General features: G+C 39.6%; 11 protein-coding genes and 1 pseudogene. 3 read left to right on the forward strand and 9 right to left on the reverse strand.

Annotation, left to right across the window (positions count from 1 at the left end):
• The first annotated feature begins 152 nt into the window (after positions 1–152).
• Positions 153–508, forward strand: a pseudogene (gene tnpA / locus ASL19_RS16675) (IS200/IS605 family transposase).
• 340 nt (positions 509–848) lie between these two features.
• On the forward strand, positions 849–1,604 hold the full coding sequence (locus ASL19_RS07375) for an SIMPL domain-containing protein (protein WP_006277788.1): 756 nt from the start codon (positions 849–851) through the stop codon (positions 1,602–1,604).
• Positions 1,605–1,682: 78 nt separating this feature from the next.
• Here ASL19_RS07375 and ASL19_RS07380 read toward each other — a convergent pair whose 3' ends face one another.
• Positions 1,683–2,288, reverse strand: coding sequence for a peptidoglycan-binding protein (locus ASL19_RS07380; protein ID WP_057177844.1), 606 nt, complete (start codon positions 2,286–2,288; stop codon positions 1,683–1,685).
• Positions 2,289–2,404: 116 nt separating this feature from the next.
• Positions 2,405–3,475, reverse strand: coding sequence for a calcium/proton exchanger (gene cax / locus ASL19_RS07385; RefSeq protein WP_006277785.1), 1,071 nt, complete (start codon positions 3,473–3,475; stop codon positions 2,405–2,407).
• Between the two features lie 229 nt (positions 3,476–3,704).
• Here cax and ASL19_RS07390 point away from each other — a divergent pair, with 229 nt between their 5' ends.
• Complete coding sequence (locus ASL19_RS07390) at positions 3,705–6,392, forward strand: DUF3536 domain-containing protein (RefSeq protein WP_057177845.1); 2,688 nt, start codon at positions 3,705–3,707, stop codon at positions 6,390–6,392.
• A gap of 38 nt (positions 6,393–6,430) precedes the next feature.
• On the opposite strand, the gene aroF is transcribed toward ASL19_RS07390, so the two are convergent.
• The 7 genes from aroF to ASL19_RS07425 form a co-directional block, all read right to left on the reverse strand.
• Entirely contained in the window at positions 6,431–7,489 is a 1,059-nt protein-coding gene (gene aroF / locus ASL19_RS07395; protein ID WP_006277782.1) for a 3-deoxy-7-phosphoheptulonate synthase, read from the reverse strand.
• A gap of 121 nt (positions 7,490–7,610) precedes the next feature.
• A complete protein-coding gene (locus ASL19_RS07400) occupies positions 7,611–8,081 on the reverse strand; it encodes a PAM68 family protein (RefSeq protein WP_006277781.1) in 471 nt (156 codons plus the stop codon).
• A gap of 12 nt (positions 8,082–8,093) precedes the next feature.
• Positions 8,094–8,363: a 30S ribosomal protein S15 gene (gene rpsO / locus ASL19_RS07405; RefSeq protein ID WP_006277779.1), complete on the reverse strand. Its 270-nt coding sequence runs from the start codon at positions 8,361–8,363 to the stop codon at positions 8,094–8,096.
• A 270-nt stretch (positions 8,364–8,633) separates the two neighbouring features.
• Positions 8,634–10,157 carry a thioester reductase domain-containing protein gene (locus ASL19_RS07410; RefSeq protein ID WP_057177846.1) on the reverse strand — a complete coding sequence of 508 codons (1,524 nt, stop codon included), beginning with the start codon at positions 10,155–10,157 and terminating at the stop codon, positions 8,634–8,636.
• Positions 10,154–11,830, reverse strand: a complete 1,677-nt coding sequence (locus ASL19_RS07415) for a PfaD family polyunsaturated fatty acid/polyketide biosynthesis protein (protein WP_057177847.1) — start codon at positions 11,828–11,830, stop codon at positions 10,154–10,156. Before ASL19_RS07415 ends, ASL19_RS07410 begins: the two co-directional genes overlap by 4 nt.
• Positions 11,831–11,923: 93 nt before the next feature.
• The gene (locus ASL19_RS07420) at positions 11,924–15,238 is read right to left on the reverse strand and encodes a type I polyketide synthase (RefSeq protein WP_057177848.1); all 3,315 of its coding nucleotides are present in this window, start codon (positions 15,236–15,238) and stop codon (positions 11,924–11,926) included.
• The gene (locus tag ASL19_RS07425; RefSeq protein ID WP_006277774.1) at positions 15,235–16,596 is read right to left on the reverse strand and encodes a polyketide synthase; all 1,362 of its coding nucleotides are present in this window, start codon (positions 16,594–16,596) and stop codon (positions 15,235–15,237) included. Before ASL19_RS07425 ends, ASL19_RS07420 begins: the two co-directional genes overlap by 4 nt.
• Positions 16,597–16,634 lie beyond the last annotated feature (38 nt).

Consider the following 16,634-nt stretch of genomic DNA (forward strand, 5'->3'; position numbering starts at 1 on the left):
CTGTGCAGAGGTACTCCAATATGGCTGTTATTGATTTATCGGATTTGATAAGAACTTGTTGGCATCCGTACATTGTTCGACCTTCAATGTTTGTTGATTTCAAAAGTATAGTTGAGATATGATTTACTTGTCAATAGCAGCCACGAAACAATATGAAGACAACACTGGAATACAGAATAGGAAATCACTCAAAAGGTAATGCAGTAGTGCATCTTGTATGGATACCTAAACGCCTTCGACAGATAATTTACGAACTAGCCAAAGAAAAAGACTGGGATATCCTCGCTCTTGAGGTTGCACCATGTTCATTTATTTGTAGAACATCAACCATGCTATAAATCAAGTGGTTAAAGCTTTTAAAGGACGGTCATCTTGCTTGTTAAGACGAAAATTTCCTGAATTACTTAAACTTCCTAGCCTATGGACTAATAGTTATTTTTATTCCACTGCTGGACAGGTTTCAGCAGATGTTATTAAAAGGTATATTGAAGATCCGCATCACGGTTAAATATCAAGGCGAATAAATTCGCCGTTGGCACTTCCTGTCTAAAGCCAAGTGGCTTCCGTGCCTTTCGGCGATTTTCTTGTGACTAAATCCTTGGATTTTCTGTGTATTCAGCTACATGTATAATGTTTTTTATTATCCTTGTTGTACAAGTTTCTAGCGGGATCATCCTCATTCTTGAGATACAAAGTTGAACCGGTTGACTTTGTTGCTAAAAGTGTAACCAAAGAAAATTTTTCTCCAGATCATGGCAAATTGTTAATTATCCAGATCCCAAAATGTTTTGTGGTTTGATTCACAAATTAACGTATTAATGTACCAGTAGCCGAGGAGTGCACGTCCAATGTCTAGGATATATAGAAATATTTCACTACCATCTGGGTTTCAGTTTAAGCAACTGGGGAAAATTGCCTATTTCAGTTTACTAATTTCCAGCATATTTACCTTACCAGCATCAGCTCAGGAAAAAGCTCAATTATGGCGCACATTAACTGTTAGTGGTAGCGGGGTAGAAACCATAGCCACCACTTTAACAAGAGTGAGTTTGGGCGTAGAAGTTCAGGGAAAAACTGCTCAAGAGGTCCAACAGGAAGCTGCTCGCAGATCCTCTGCGGTGGTGAATTTACTCAAGTCCCGTAAAGTTGAAAAGTTGGAAACTACCGGTGTCAGGCTTAATCCAGTCTATAGTTATACGAACAATATACAAAGAATTACTGGCTATGCTGCTAGTAACACGGTGAGTTTTCGCTTTTCTACTGACAAGGTTGGTTCCTTGTTAGATGAAGCGATCAAAACTGGAGCAAGCGAAATTAATGGTATTAGTTTTGTTGCTACGGATGAGGCTATTAATGAAGCACAAAAACAAGCTCTAAGAAAAGCAACCCAGGAGGCTAAAAAGCAAGCCGAAGCAGTTCTCAGCAGTTTAGGTTTCCAGACCAAAGAAATAATTAGCATTCAAATTAACAATGCTAGTGCACCCCCTCCACCTATGCTACAAAGATCCCAAATGGTTAAGGCTTCCGCTTCGGATGCAGTTACTCCTATAGTTGGTGGTGAACAACAAGTAGAAGCATCTGTAACTCTGCAAATTAGCTATTAGTTTATAGCTATCCGTAATGGTGAAGCTACATACTGGTCACACTATTAAATTTATCTATAGCGTTTTGGCGAAAGGCATTTAAATGCTGCATAGTTGAGACCAAGTCTTAGGACCTACAACACCATCTACTGATAAATTACGCTGACTTTGAAAAGCCTTAATAGCTGTTTCAGTCAGCGCCCCAAATACGCCATCAACTCGCACATTATAGCCATTGGATATTAACAAACGCTGTAAGACTCTAATGGATAGACCAGAATCACCAAATCGGAGGGTTGGCATTTGAGGTCTATTGTATGCCAAGTAGTCTGTTGGGGTGGGTCTTCGTTTGGGTAGATTTGACCTGTCAGCCAATTGAAATTGTGGGGGTAATTGGCGCTTTTTTGTCCGTTTAGATGCTTGCTGCCATCTATAGCGATCCGGAATAGCCACGCGTCCCTCATTTTTGTCCATCAACCCTGTCCTAATGGTTCTGGATATAGCTATTTTTTCCGTGACTCCCACTGTCATGAATTCGGGAGCTGTAATCTTGGATGTAATGCCATGAGGTAATTGGGAAAAATGGCTATTTTTTGTCTTATATTGGGCATTTTCCGCTTTTAATAGCTGTTCATCTAGTAAATGGGGTAAATTCGTCTGTTTATAGTTGAATTCCCCCATAATCAGCATTCCAATTTCGGTCATTTCTGTTTATCTCATATTAAGGAACTTTTGAACTGAAAAAATGACTTAACAGATAGTTTACAGGACAAGTAACTGTGCATTCTCCATCCATGAGACTTTTTTTGGGTTAACCAAATTTATGGATGGAAATAAAATGCAAAGCCTAAAACCGTATATGCTGCCAATAATAAAGTGCCTTCTAACCAATTGGATTTGCCATCGGAACTAATGCTATTAGCAATTAAGACTGACACAGCTACTGCTACTAGTTCAAAAGGATTAAAGTCTAAATCCATTGGTTGTTTCATGACCCATCCGGATATTACTAGTACGGGTGCTACAAATAAGGCTATCTGCATGCTTGATCCAACAGCTACTGACAGTGAAAGATCCATTTTATTTTTCATGGCTACAGTTACTGCTGTGGCATGTTCCGCCGCGTTACCTATAATTGGTACTAATATCACCCCTGTAAATAATGCTGTCAGTCCTAGTTTAGATGTAGCTACTTCTAGTGAGTCCACTAATAGTTCTGATTCCAACGCTACCAATAAGGTACAAACTAATAAGACACCAGTCCACAATGCAATATTTGGTTTTTGATGGTTATTTTCCTCTTCTGTATCTGCTAAACCTACATCATATAGGTAAGCGTGGGTTTTCATAGAAAAAAGCAGTGTTAGTCCATAAACTAAAATGAGCACTACCGCTACAGCAATAGAAAGATTTTGTAGCACGTTCTCACTAATTCCTATAGAAGTATAATTCACTGCAGTTGGCAGTAAAATGGCTATTACCGCTAAATTCATTGAAGAAGCATTAACTCTTGCAACTACAGATTCAAAACTCTGCTCTTTATAACGTATTCCACCTAAAAACATTGAAAGCCCCATAACCAGAAGCAGGTTACCGATAATTGATCCCGTAATACTGGCTTTCACCACATCTATTAGTCCAGCATTTAGCGCGACTAGAGCTATAATTAATTCTGTGGCATTGCCAAAAGTGGCATTTAATAAACCTCCTAACACTGGACCCACAACCACTGCTATTTCTTCGGTGGCTGTGCCCATCCAAGCGGCTAATGGTAAAATTGCTAATCCAGCAGTGATAAATACTACCAATTCTCCCCACTCTAAGAAGTGTGCGGCTAGGGAAATAGGGATGAAAACTAGCAAAGTCAGGAAGATGATATTTTTAGTTGACATTATTCTAGTCGTTAGTTGGTTGGTTTCAATCGTCACACAATTATCATACAATCTTATTTATGCCATGTAAAATCCCATTGTTCTTTAAGTTTTTTTAAGATTGTTTCTCACATTGTTTATACCGGATTTTGGTAGCAAACAGGTGTAAAAATGTAAATATCAAGGTAAATATCGAGTCGATATCAAAGATTTTCCCTACAACCACAATTTTTCTCTAGGTTAAGAATATATGACATCCGCTGCTGAATCTTCAGTAAATCTTGCATCAACTCTCACTTTCCAGGTGGATGAGAATGACCAATCCACAGTTAGTTATGATCCCCTGACTAAACCCCATGGTGTGTATGTGACTGTCCATGGTCACTTCTATCAACCACCAAGGGAAAATCCCTATTTGGATGCTATTGAACGTCAACCTAGTGCTAGTCCTTTCCATGACTGGAATGAGCGTATTCATTGGGAATGTTATCGTCCTAATGCCTTTGCTAGAGTCTTAAATGACCGGGGTGAATTATTGGGGATCGTCAATAATTATGAGTACATGAGTTTTAATATCGGTCCAACTCTTATGTCTTGGTTGGAACGCTATGACATGGAAGTTTATCAAAGAATATTAGAGGCTGATATTAGGAGTAGTCAGAGGCTTAATGGTCATGGCAATGCTATTGCCCAAGTCTATAATCACATAATTATGCCTTTGGCAAATGAAAGGGATAAATACACTCAAATTCGCTGGGGTAAGGCGGACTTTAAATCTAGGTTTGGTCGGGATCCAGAAGGTATTTGGTTGGCGGAAACGGCTATAGATTATGCAACCATAGCAGCTTTGATCTCCGAAGGAATTAAGTTTATTATTCTTGCTCCTTCCCAAGCTCAACGCTGTCGTCCTTTCCCTACAGACCATGATCCCCATCCAGAATGGCATGAGGTGGGTGGTAGTCAAATTGATCCTACCCGTCCCTATCGTTGTTATTTAAAACCAGGTTTCCAAAACACTTCTTCACCTTTAAGTGTGAGTAAAATAACCTCCCTACAGAGTACGGATGAGTTGCCCTATATTGATATCTTTTTCTACGATGGACCTATATCACGGGATATGGGTTTTACTGATGTGGTTTATAGTTCTAGTCATTTTGCCGGGCGGGTGGGCGCTGCTATCCGTGGCGATCATCGTCTTGCTCAGTTAATATCTGTGGCTACTGATGGGGAAACTTTTGGACACCACAAAAAGGGAACTGAGAAAACTTTGGCATACGCTTTTATTGGTGAGTTCCCCCGTCATGGTTGGACTGTGACTAATTTCGCTCACTATTTAAGTTTATATCCCCCCACCTGGGAAGTGGAGTTAAAACCTGTCACAGCTTGGAGTTGCGCCCATGGTGTGGACCGCTGGCAAGATGATTGTGGTTGCGGTGGTGAAGGGGGTGTATGGCATCAAAAATGGCGTCGACCTCTACGTCAAGCTCTTAATTGGTTGCGAGATGAGTTAACTGCAGTCTATGAGGATCATGGTAGAAGGTTATTTCATGACCCCTGGTTGGCACGAGATGAATATATAGATATTCTCCGAGACCGCTCTACTGCTAATGTTCATCGTTTTCTCTCCCGTCATCAAACTCACAAACTTACTCCCAGTGAACAGGTGGATGCTTTGCGTTTATTGGAAATGCAGCGTCACTCCCTATTTATGTTTACCAGCTGCGGTTGGTTTTTTGAGGAGTTATCTAGACCGGAAGGAACTCAGATCCTTCGTTATGCTGCTCGCGCTCTGGAGTTGGCTGGTGATATTGCGGGTGTACAGCTGGAAAAGGGTTTCCTTAAACGCTTGAGTCTAGCTCCTAGTAATGTGGAACAGTTTAAACATGGTGGTGAAGTTTATCGTCAGTGCGTACTGACCGCTCAAATCGGATTCAAACAAGTTGCCGCTCACTATGCTATTACTTCTTTGTTTAATCATCACAATGGTGCTGTCCCTACCCAAGAGTCTAGAAAACACTTGGAAGGTCATCAAAAACGTGTTTATTGCTACACAGCTGATCAGTTAGATTATCAAATGCAGCGGATGGGATCCTTAACCATGGCAGTTGGTCACTTAAAGTTAGTGTCGGAAATTACATGGGAAAGTGAAAATCTGGTGTTTGCAGTTTTGCATTTGGGCGGTTGGGATTTCCACTGCTGTATACAGCAGTTTACCGGAAGACGAGATTATGGTCACCTCAAGGAAAATCTTTTGGCATCGCTACAACAAGCAAGTGCAGCTCATGCTATTGTTGTGATGACTAAGATGTTTGGCGAACAGGCGTTTAGTTTACAAAATCTTTTTGCAGAGGAACGCCACCGGATTATGCGCTTGCTCAGTCAGGAAACCTTAACTAGGTTAGACCAACTCTACACCCAAACCTATCGGGAAAATTATGGCGTAATTATGGCTTTTCATCGAGATGGTTTAACAGTTCCCCAAGAATTACAAGTAGCTGCTGAAATTGCTCTCGGTTATCGTTGTTTGACTATCTTGCGCTCTCTCGAACAGGATATTAATGAACCTCAGTTGAGTTATTCTCATGTCCTACAGTTACAGGCGATCGCCACGGAGGCAAAACATTTACGTTGTCAATTAAAAATTCCGGAAGGGAAACAAATTTTAGAACAATTAATTATGCGTCTGTTGTGGCAATTATTACATGGATCTACGGGATACATGGATATTGCCAGACTAGAAAAGTTAATTGATGTTGGTAATGACTTAAATTTGGGTATCTCTTTGGATAAATCCCAGGAACTGTACTTTAGCTGTTTACACAGTCAAATTATCCCTCAATATCTCAATCAACTCAAGGACTCAGGGGAAGCTGCACAATACCGTCAGTTGCTCAAGCTGGGTGGTAAATTAGGTATTGATGTGACTATAGCTAGTTAAAAAATAGGGGGGATAAATCCCCCCTGTAATTAAACCAGTTAAACTGGTGAAAGAACTGGCTGATGCCAACGGCCCACAGCTTGACCAATTACGGAAAGTTCTTGCATTAACTGGTCGAACCTATCTGGTGTAATGGATTGAGGTCCATCAGAAAGAGCCTTAGCTGGGTTAGGATGGACTTCTATCATTAAAGAATCAGTACCAGCAGCAATTGCTGCCATAGCCATGGAAGGTACAAATTCTGCCCAACCCACACCATGGCTGGGATCAATCATTATTGGTAGATGGGTGAGTTTTCTTAATACTGGGACTACGGATAAATCCAGAGTGTTCCGTGTATATTGACGATCAAAGGTTCTAATTCCCCGCTCACACAAGATTACATTAGGGTTACCTGCTGCCAATATATACTCGGCGGCCATGAGCCAGTCTTCAATAGTTGCGGCCATACCACGTTTTAGTAACACTGGTTTTGACTGAGCTCCCACTTGTTTGAGTAGGGAGAAATTCTGCATATTTCTGGCTCCAACCTGAATCACATCAGCAACTTGGGCGATTTTCTCCAAATCTGCACCATCCATTACCTCAGTAATAATTCCTAATCCACTGACCTCCCGTGCTTTTGCCAATAACTCTAAAGCACTTTCACCATGTCCTTGAAAAGCGTATGGTGAGGTACGGGGTTTATATGCTCCACCCCGCAAAAACTTGGCACCGCCAACTTTCACTCTCAAAGCAGTTTCCACAATCATAGCTTCATTTTCCACAGAACATGGTCCTGCTACTACTACTATGGGATGATGTTCACCAAACACCACATTTCCGTTGGGAGTGGTGACTACCACTTCTGAAGCTTCACCATGACGAAATTGCCTACTAGCTCTTTTATAAGGTACTTCTACCCTTAAAACCTGTTCTATCCATGGACTAAGTTCTTGAATTTGTAACGGGTCTAAATCTGCTGTTTCTCCTACTAGACCTATTACTACCTTGTGTTTACCAATGATTTTTTCTGGTGTTAAACCCCATCCAGTTAGATCTGAACTTAAACGGTCTATTTCCACCTTTGGGGAACCTACTTTCATGACAATGATCATTTTAACAGCCCCGTATTTCAACTATTATTGACTTATACATTTGGTATTAATACCATTTAGGCGCAGGCGAATGGGAGCATTGTTGCGTCAGGCACCGTCCAGATACCTGATCGCGGTTGGTCTAACCCTTCTTTTTTCGAGTTTCGCGCCAGACTTCAACCATTCTACTCCAATTGGTGCCAAATTCACCTACACCCAGTAAAGTACCCGGATTATCCTCATCCCAGGAAGCAGAAAGCACACCGTAAGTTATTCCCAACACTCCCAACCCGAACAGTCCCATATTTACCAGTAACACCGCAATGGGGGGTAGTTGAACGTGAGCATAACTAACCAACAAATAGCTGACCACCAGGGTGCCAATACCTAAACCTGTAGGTATGCCAGAAAAGGTTGCCACTCTGCGAATCATTCTTTGGCTTACTACTTGGGGAATCGCCATTTCCTCTTTAGTAAAGGGGGGTTGGTCGGGCAATTTTTGTGGCGATTCCTCTGTCTTTACTACTGGTTTGCTAAAGACCTTTGAAGGTTTTTGACGCTTTTTGTTCGGTTCAAATGGTAGACGACTGGGTTCTGATTCTTGAGCAGACATAATTGGTAGTTCCTAACCACGAATACCAAGACGTGAAATCAGGGATTGATATTTATCCGAGTTGTTCTTTTGGATATAATTCAAAAGTCTTTTACGTTCACCAATCATCTTTAATAGTCCCCTACGAGATGAGTGGTCTTTTTTGTTTGCTTGCAGGTGCTGACTAAGACGATTAATTCGTTCAGTGAGCATAGCAACCTGAACATCGGCAGATCCGGTGTCAGTTTCGTGTACTTGGAATCCAGAGATCAGTTCTTGTTTGCGCAGTTGCGTCAGAGCCATGATTGATTAAACTTTTATTTTTTCAAGTGTATGCATCAGTCACCTATAATATCACAGCAATTAGAGTAATTGCTAGAGGTGCCAAAAGGGAGAATTTTTAAGGTGGTTAAGGTAGCTATTGTTATTATATACCATTTTATCATTCTGTCTGAAAATACGGAAAGAAAAAAATATCAGTAAAAAAGCGGGCATTTTGCCCGCACATTGTCGTTAAGATGAGATGTGGTAGAAAATTCTAGTTTTGTCCACAATCAAACGGGCATTCAGGCGTTAAATAAGACTCAAGAACCCCGTTTGCATTAAATAGGAGGTATAAGTTATTAACAATTGAGAATCGATTTGAGGACAAATAATTGAGCTTCCCTTTAGTGCAGCTAGGGTTTCCTCGCAACTAATTACTGGTCTTCTTGACTGCAAATACAAATCAGGAATGGTAATTTTCTCTTTAGACCACCGCTCTAATAAAAATGGTTTAAGAGTATAGAGTGGATTTTCTTGATCTGTTATGTTAGCTAGTTTGTTCTGCCACTCTTCATAACTAATCATTTCTAGCTTAAAGCCAAAGGTGCGAATCCATTCCACTAAAGATTTTAAAGAAGCAGGTTGGGGATGTTGTAAATGGAAAGCCTTACCAATAGATGTTTCTTCTCTTGATAGGTAAACAACAGCTTTGCTTACGTAGTCTACAGGAGACATGTCTAACATATAGTCCACATCTGGAAAACACCCCATCTGTAAACAACCTTTAATCATTAGGTTGATGAAATCGTGGGTGTTACAAATCCCTGTCTTACTATCCCCAGCAATTAAGGGTGGTCTATAAATCGTTACTGGTAGTCCGCGATCGCGGGCAATTTTGACTAGTTTTTCTGCTACCCATTTTGTTTGAGAATAACCCAAGAAAATACCTTGCCAATCGTCAAAGCTATCTTGTTCACTTACTACTTTACCTGCATAAACACTTGATTCAAATACAGCGACGCTGGAAACATAGTGTACAGGTTTAACTTTAGTTTGACAAGCCAGTCTTAGCACTTCCTGAGTACCTAAAACATTTGCTGACTTTAGAGCAGAATAGGGATAGACATAATTTAGTAATGCCCCACTGTGATAAATAGTATCTACGTTAGCAGCTAACTGGTCAAATTCTTCCTTGGTAATTCCTAAAAGTGGTAGGGACAAATCACCAACAACTGGGACAAGTCGCTTCAGGTACTGCTCCTGATATTGATCCTCCCAAATTCCATATTGTTGGAGATTATGGATGAGTTTATCTTGTGCTTCATTCACATTTTTAGCCCGTACCAAACAGTAAATATTGGCTTGGGTTTCTGCTAATAATTCCTTAATAATAAAAGCCCCTAAATAACCAGTTGCTCCGGTTATCAAGATATTTTTTGGATTAGCGAGAGGAACCATATAGCTACCCACCGGTTGAATGGTAGAGTCCAGAACTGCTTCCGCGCCTAAATCCAAAAATGGGATGGGAATATCCACATTATTACCCTGATTATCTGGTTGAGAACCTCCAGCTTTTTCTTCTGATAAACGTTGAGCCAGTGTGGCAATAGTCGGGTAGTGCCATAATAAAACTGGAGATGGTTTAAAACCAAGTAAATCTTCCAACTTACTAATTATAACCATAGCTTGAGCAGAATCCAAGCCATAATTTTCCAAATGTTCATCCACATCAATTTCTTGAGATGTTTTCCCTAGTAACTCTGCCAAGTTATGCACCATAAAAGATTGAATTTCCTCTGAACTATAGGTAGTTAGCGTGTTTGTTAAACTCATTTTTTCATCTCCAATATGGGTTGAACAGGTTGATATTGACTGTAAAAACTAGAAAGGTGTAAACCTTGAAACCTCAAGGACTGAATTCGATATAAAAAGGCAGTTCCTACCATGATGTGATGAGCAATATCTACCACATGGCGGTTGTCAGGTTCAGCTAAATAAGTAGCCTTTACCCAGTCATTAAAACTACCCATAGCTGGACCACACCAAATTTGATAATCTGTTTCTCTTCCCTTCTCTCCACTACTAGACCATCGAGAAGATAAACCCAAATACCAGCGGAAAATCAATGCCATTTTTAACTTAGAATTATTGACAGCCTTGCCCAGTTTTTCGGGATTTTTTTGAGATAAATAGGCAGCGGTTCCCTCCCAAACTTCAGCAATACTTTTACGAAAGATTTGTTTTTCTAATTTCTCCCTTTCGGCTAAAGGAATATCTTCAATGGATTCGTAATTACGGTATAATTCATAGAGTTTTTGTGCCCGCATGGGAAACATCGTCCCCCGTTTTAAGACCTGTAATTTGACTCCCATTTCAAACATATCCGCAGCAGGAGCCATCATCACATCCGCCATTTCTGCTTGGGCCAACAATTTTTTTGTGTATTCACAAGCTCCTGATTCAACACAGGATTGATTAATAGAACCAGTAACAATATATCCAGCTCCCATGACAAAAGCTGCCAAGGCTGATTCCGGCGTACCAATTCCCCCAGCTACCCCGATTCTAATTATTTTATCATAATTATATTTAGCTTGAATTTCATTCCTTAAACTAATAATAGAAGGGAGTAGACATACCAGGGGACGATTATCTGTATGACCTCCAGAATCTGCTTCCACAGTAATATCATCAGCCATAGGAACTTTACTTGCTAAGTGAGCTTGTAGTTCCGTAATTAGATTTTGTGCTAGTAATTCCTTGATAATTCTTTCAGGAGGTGGTTGCATAAATTTGGTGGCAACTTCTCGGCGAGAAATTTTGGCAATTACTTTATTTTTGATTTGAATTTGGTGATTAGCATCTAAACTTAAACCAGCAATTCGATAATAAACAATATTGGGAGTTAGATCTAAAAATGCCGAAGCTTCAACCGTGTGAACTGCATATTTTAAGTATAATTCTACAGCCCGTCTTTCTATTTTTGGTTCGTTAGGACTGTGAATTAGGTTGAAACAATAGGGACCGTTAGGTAGAGCAGCTTGTATTTTTTGAATAGCTATTTCCAGTCTTTCTGGTGACAGTCCGCCCGAACCAAAGGAACCCAAAAGTCTTTGCTGGCCTAAAGCAATTATCATCTCTTCTGATGCTATTCCCCCCGCCATAGCACCTGTCATATAGGCACATTTAACATTGTGGATTTTCAAAAAAGTGGGATCACCAAATTGTTCTACTGTTAATGGTGGCAATGATACTAATAGCTGGTTGGGTTCCGATGGAATATTATAATTTGAGGTTATATAGCCATCATTACTAACACCTATTTCACCTGCTACTTTAAGAATATGACAGGGTTTTTCTAGGGTTAGCAATTTTTGCTTGATGGCAGTTTGCTCAAATTCAACGCAGTCTGTTGAACCTTTCCAGTTGTGGTTATGATGGGGAGCGGTTTTTAAAAATGCTAGTCCGTTGTTTGGTTTGTTCAGTACCGTATTAAATGTTGTCACGGTAATTTTTTCCTTAATTAATGGGCAATTTATGACATATAGATGGGGATAGTTCATAGTCTGGGTTATAATCCAGACTATATACTGAAAAAATTATTTTTCTTGATCTATCAACAATTTTTCAGCACAAGCTAATTGCATTTTAATTATTTCGCTCATTTGCTGGCTGAAATCTTTTCTAGCTTCTAGAAAATCACTGTGTGCTTTTATCAATTTGGTGTTGTTACTCGTGAATTTTTCATACTGGGCTATCTTGAAATCATTCATGGGAATTATATGCTTCACTTGTTTAGAGGTTACTTTGGGGGTTTCTTTGCAAGGTAGTTGTGAAAAGTTTAGTTGCTCTTCATGATTTAAATGGTCATCTATGATAGTTTTCACAGAATTTTTTTCCGGTTTACCATAAATTTCCTGGGGGGAGATTTGATATGCTGGTTGGAGAGAGTTGATAATTTTAACATCCAAGTCCTTGGTAAAGAGTTGCAGATCTTGCTGATTATATTTTGAGAACAGTTGACGATGATCTGTCTGTAAAATTTGATCGGTAATGGATTTACCACCCAGAGTAATTTTCTTGAGTGCTGATTTGTTGGTTTGTTGAGTATCTAAAGAAAGATCATACAGGGAAGAAAGATCTAATTTTACCCCATGACTAATCAGTTTTGCCAAGGCTTTAACTAAGGATGTGTGATCATCTATCCCACGGCGGTTTAAAGATATGGTAATATGTTCCCGTTTGTCTAATACTTTATCTATCCACCGTGAACAAATACCACCAGCTCCAGCTTCGATAAATACTTTTGCTCCATCTTCATAAACTCGATTTACCAAGCGAGGAAAATCAAGTTGTTGACATAATCCTTTGGCAATACTATGGGCAATAGTTTCGCTCTCTAATGCTATGGGTTGATATTCTGCTGCTGAGTAGCAGATAATCCCAGAAATTGCCTGAGCTGGTAAGTTATGAATTCGATATAGCTCCGGGTATTCTGACTCCATAGTCGGCGCATGAATCACATGATCAAATGGTGCTAAAAAGGCGTTACAACCCAGTTTACTAATCACTCTTTCACAAGCTAGGGGTTCGCCAGCTATTAATACTTCTTGCGAGGTGTTGATTTGAGTGAGGTAAACCCGATTTTCTGTTTTTAAAACTTCCCTGACTTGATCAGCAGTGGTCATTAAAACATAATTAGCCCATAATTTCTCATGTTCTGGAGAGTTTTTGTTTATTCCCCAATACTCTCGCACTGCGTTCTTCGGTCCTGATAGTCTATCACCAAATAATGATGATGAGTTGAATGTATTACTTGCTTTATAGCAATCACTCCAAATCCCCTGGGCAACCATCATACTGGTTTCCCCCAAACTATAGCCAAACATATATTTGGGTGTGATTTGAAAGTCTTCTGTGAGAATGTTGGTGATAAATCTAGTAAACAGAATTTCTGCTTCCAACATTGCCAGGGAATCATCCAGCAATTTCTTTTCTAGGTTTTCTAATTCCCTAATTTCCAGTTTCCTCAAACTTCTAGGAAACACTAGTTTCTCAACATCCGCTGCTCGTCGGTATAGAGTTTTGATAACTGTGTCATCAAAGGCTTTGGGAAATAATCGAAATAAGGTTCTACCAATTCCTACATAAGTGTTGACAGCAGCAGGGTAAACAAAGGCAACTTCACCATTTTTTCCCAAGGGTTTAGGTGTGAAGTAACTACCTATTGGTGTTGCCCAATCTTTTTTATTTATGAAGGCGTCTGTTATACCCTTTTTGGCAGAGTTGATTTCTTTGAGTACTTCTTTTTGGTTGCGTCCAGTGATGGATAGGGTATAATTGGCGGAAGATTGTTTTTGAAAACCGCTAAATGTTTCACTGGCTACCTTTGACAAGCACTCGCCATTCTCAAGGGTTTTTTCTAGGTTATTTAAGGCGGTAATTAGACTGGTTTCACTGTCTCCAGAAATAGGAAAGAGATGATAGGGTCGGGATTCTAAATATTTACTAGGACGTGGTTCCTGTTGGATTTCTTCCGACAGCAAAATATGAGCAAAGGAACCATCACAACCCATACTATTAATGGCAGAAATTCGACATTTTACTTCTTTTTGTAAGAACCAAGGTCGAGATTCTGTTGCAACATAGAAGGGACTCCCTTCCCACATCTGAGGGTTTTTCACGCCTGACCATTTGGGAGTTCCAGGTATATATTTATAATAGAGACTTAAAGCAGTTTTAATCAAACTAGCAATACCGGAAGCAACAAAGGTATGACCTATGTTTGCTTTGATGCTACCTAGGGCACAGTGTAGACCATTACCAACATAAGGATAAGCTGCTAATATTCCCTCAATTTCTGCTGTGTCTTCCTGGGGTATTCCACTACCAGAAACCTCTAAGTAGTTAATTTCTTCGGGTTTAATTCCAGCTTGTGTAAATGCTTTTTTACAAACATCGCTAATAGTTCTGCTATCTATAGCCATGGAAGGGGACTGTCCAATACTTAAAGCTTCAACTACTGCGTAAATACGTTGTTTATTTTTTAATGCCGTATCCTGTCTTTGCAAAACTACTGCACCTGCACCTTCCCCCACGTTCCAACCATTAGCATTTTGATCAAAACTTAGGGTATTTACACCCGTATTTATTTTGCCAAATTGACTTCTCAAGAGGACATTTTCTACCCCACCAGCTAGGTCAACTGCACCTACAACTACTGCTGTTACCTCCTCAGTAGCTAATAGCATTTCCGCTAATTCTAAAGCCTTAAAAGTAGCAGTTTCTACCGCACTAATGGTAAAAGATGGTCCAGAGAAATTCCATAGGGAAGAAACCCGACTGGCCATGGTATTACCCACGTAACTGATATACTCTGCAATCTCAACTGGATGGTGAATACTATCCTGGACTATAGTTTCTAAATGGGAGATTTTTTCTGGACTTAGGGGAATTTCAGCTCCATTTACCCCATCTTTAATTTGCCAAGATAAATTCCATCTTTGTTCTAGTTGGTGGACTGATAATTCTGTTTCCGCAGCGATAATTACAGCAACATTACTATTGGGCTGTATATTACTATCTTTTAATGCGCGATCGCACACCTTTAATAATAAGGTGTGTTGGGGGTTAATTTTAGTCACCTCATTGGGAGGAATTTTATGGGATAATGTGTCAATTTCAAAATCTTGAATGTATGCGCCTTGAGGTGGTGTTCCGGTTTCTAAACCATATTGTTGCAGTAATTCTTGGTGTTCATTAATTCCCAACCATCTAGTTTGTGGTAGAGTAATAAAATGTTGTTTTCCATCATAAATACTACTTTCAAAAGCATCCAATCCATCACATTCCCCAAAAAAGGCATCCATGCCTACAATTGCCATTTTTATAGTGTTATTTGCTGGCATATTCATTTGTTTACTTCCCCTTGTTCAAGAATTAAATGAGAGTTAGTTCCACCAAATCCAAATGCACTCAAAGCTGCGTATTTAGTTTCTTTAGTTGGCCAAGGTCTAGTTGTTGTGACAATGTTCTGTGGCGATACCACACTATTTTCACAACCTATAGGTTCGCTGACATTAATAGTTGCTGGAATTAGGTTATGGGACATTCCTAAAATAGTTTTAGTGATTCCCACCATGCCAGCTGCGACCAATAAGTGACCAACATTATTTTTAGTAGATCCCACTAATGGCTGGGAATTTTTTCCCCCAAAAAAGCCTTGAATAGATTTAGATTCGGTAGTATCTCCCAAAGGAGTACCCGTGGCATGACACTCCAAATATTGAATTTCTTGTGGGTCAAGTTTTGCTTCTTGATATGCTCTTTGATAAGCAGTATGTTGTCCTTGGAGATTAGGGCTTAAAAGATGTTTACCCTTACCATCATTAGATAAACCATTACCACAAATTGTAGCCAGAATTTTATCTCCATCTCTGACAGCTTTGTCATATCTTTTGAGCATTACCATACCGATACCTTCAGAGGTAATTAACCCCCGTGATGTTTTATCAAGAGGAAAACTACTACCATTTTCTGGGTATGCTTGTAGACCGGAAAATAACATTCTGACAAATAGAGGATCGGAAGCACTAATAGCGCCAGCTAACATTAAATCTGCTTTACCAGATTGTAGATAATAGGATGCTAATTTGATGGCATAAAATGATGATGAACAGGCTGCATCTATACAGCAATGAATTTCAGAAAGATTGAAAGCACGGGAAACCATACCAGCAGGTAACCCAGAAACCATAGCATTATATGGTGATGTTTTAGGTAGGGTTAATTTACCACCTAGATGGAAGTGTTTCTCCTGTAAAAGTTCTTGAATTGCGGGTTCAATTGTTTGATGATAAATGGGGGCAAATAATTGATTAGATGCTTTAGTAGGTAAAGCTAGAGTTCCTAAAATTACCCCACATTCCGACAGAGCAGATTGATTTCCCCAATAGCCACTATGAATAATTGCCTGTTTAGCTGCATACAGTGACCATTTGAAAGTATCATCTAGACTTTCAATAAATTCCCCGGGTAGATTATACTCATGGGGATTAAAATCTAAATTGCGGATAAATCCACCTTTTAAAAAGTAGAATTTCTCCGGTGTACCTTTATTAGCATCATAAAATATTGAGGGATCTACTCCCAATTCATCAATACTAATATTGGCAGTTGCATCCTTTTCTTGGCTGAGATTATGCCAGAATTGGTCAGGATTATTCGCATCCGGAAAGAGACATGATAATCCAATAATGGCTATTTTTTCCACAGTTAAATCCTCGTTTGGGTTTTTGATTAGGATTTACG

The organism is Cylindrospermopsis sp. CR12 (assembly GCF_001432185.1).
GTDB lineage: Bacteria > Cyanobacteriota > Cyanobacteriia > Cyanobacteriales > Nostocaceae > Raphidiopsis > Raphidiopsis raciborskii.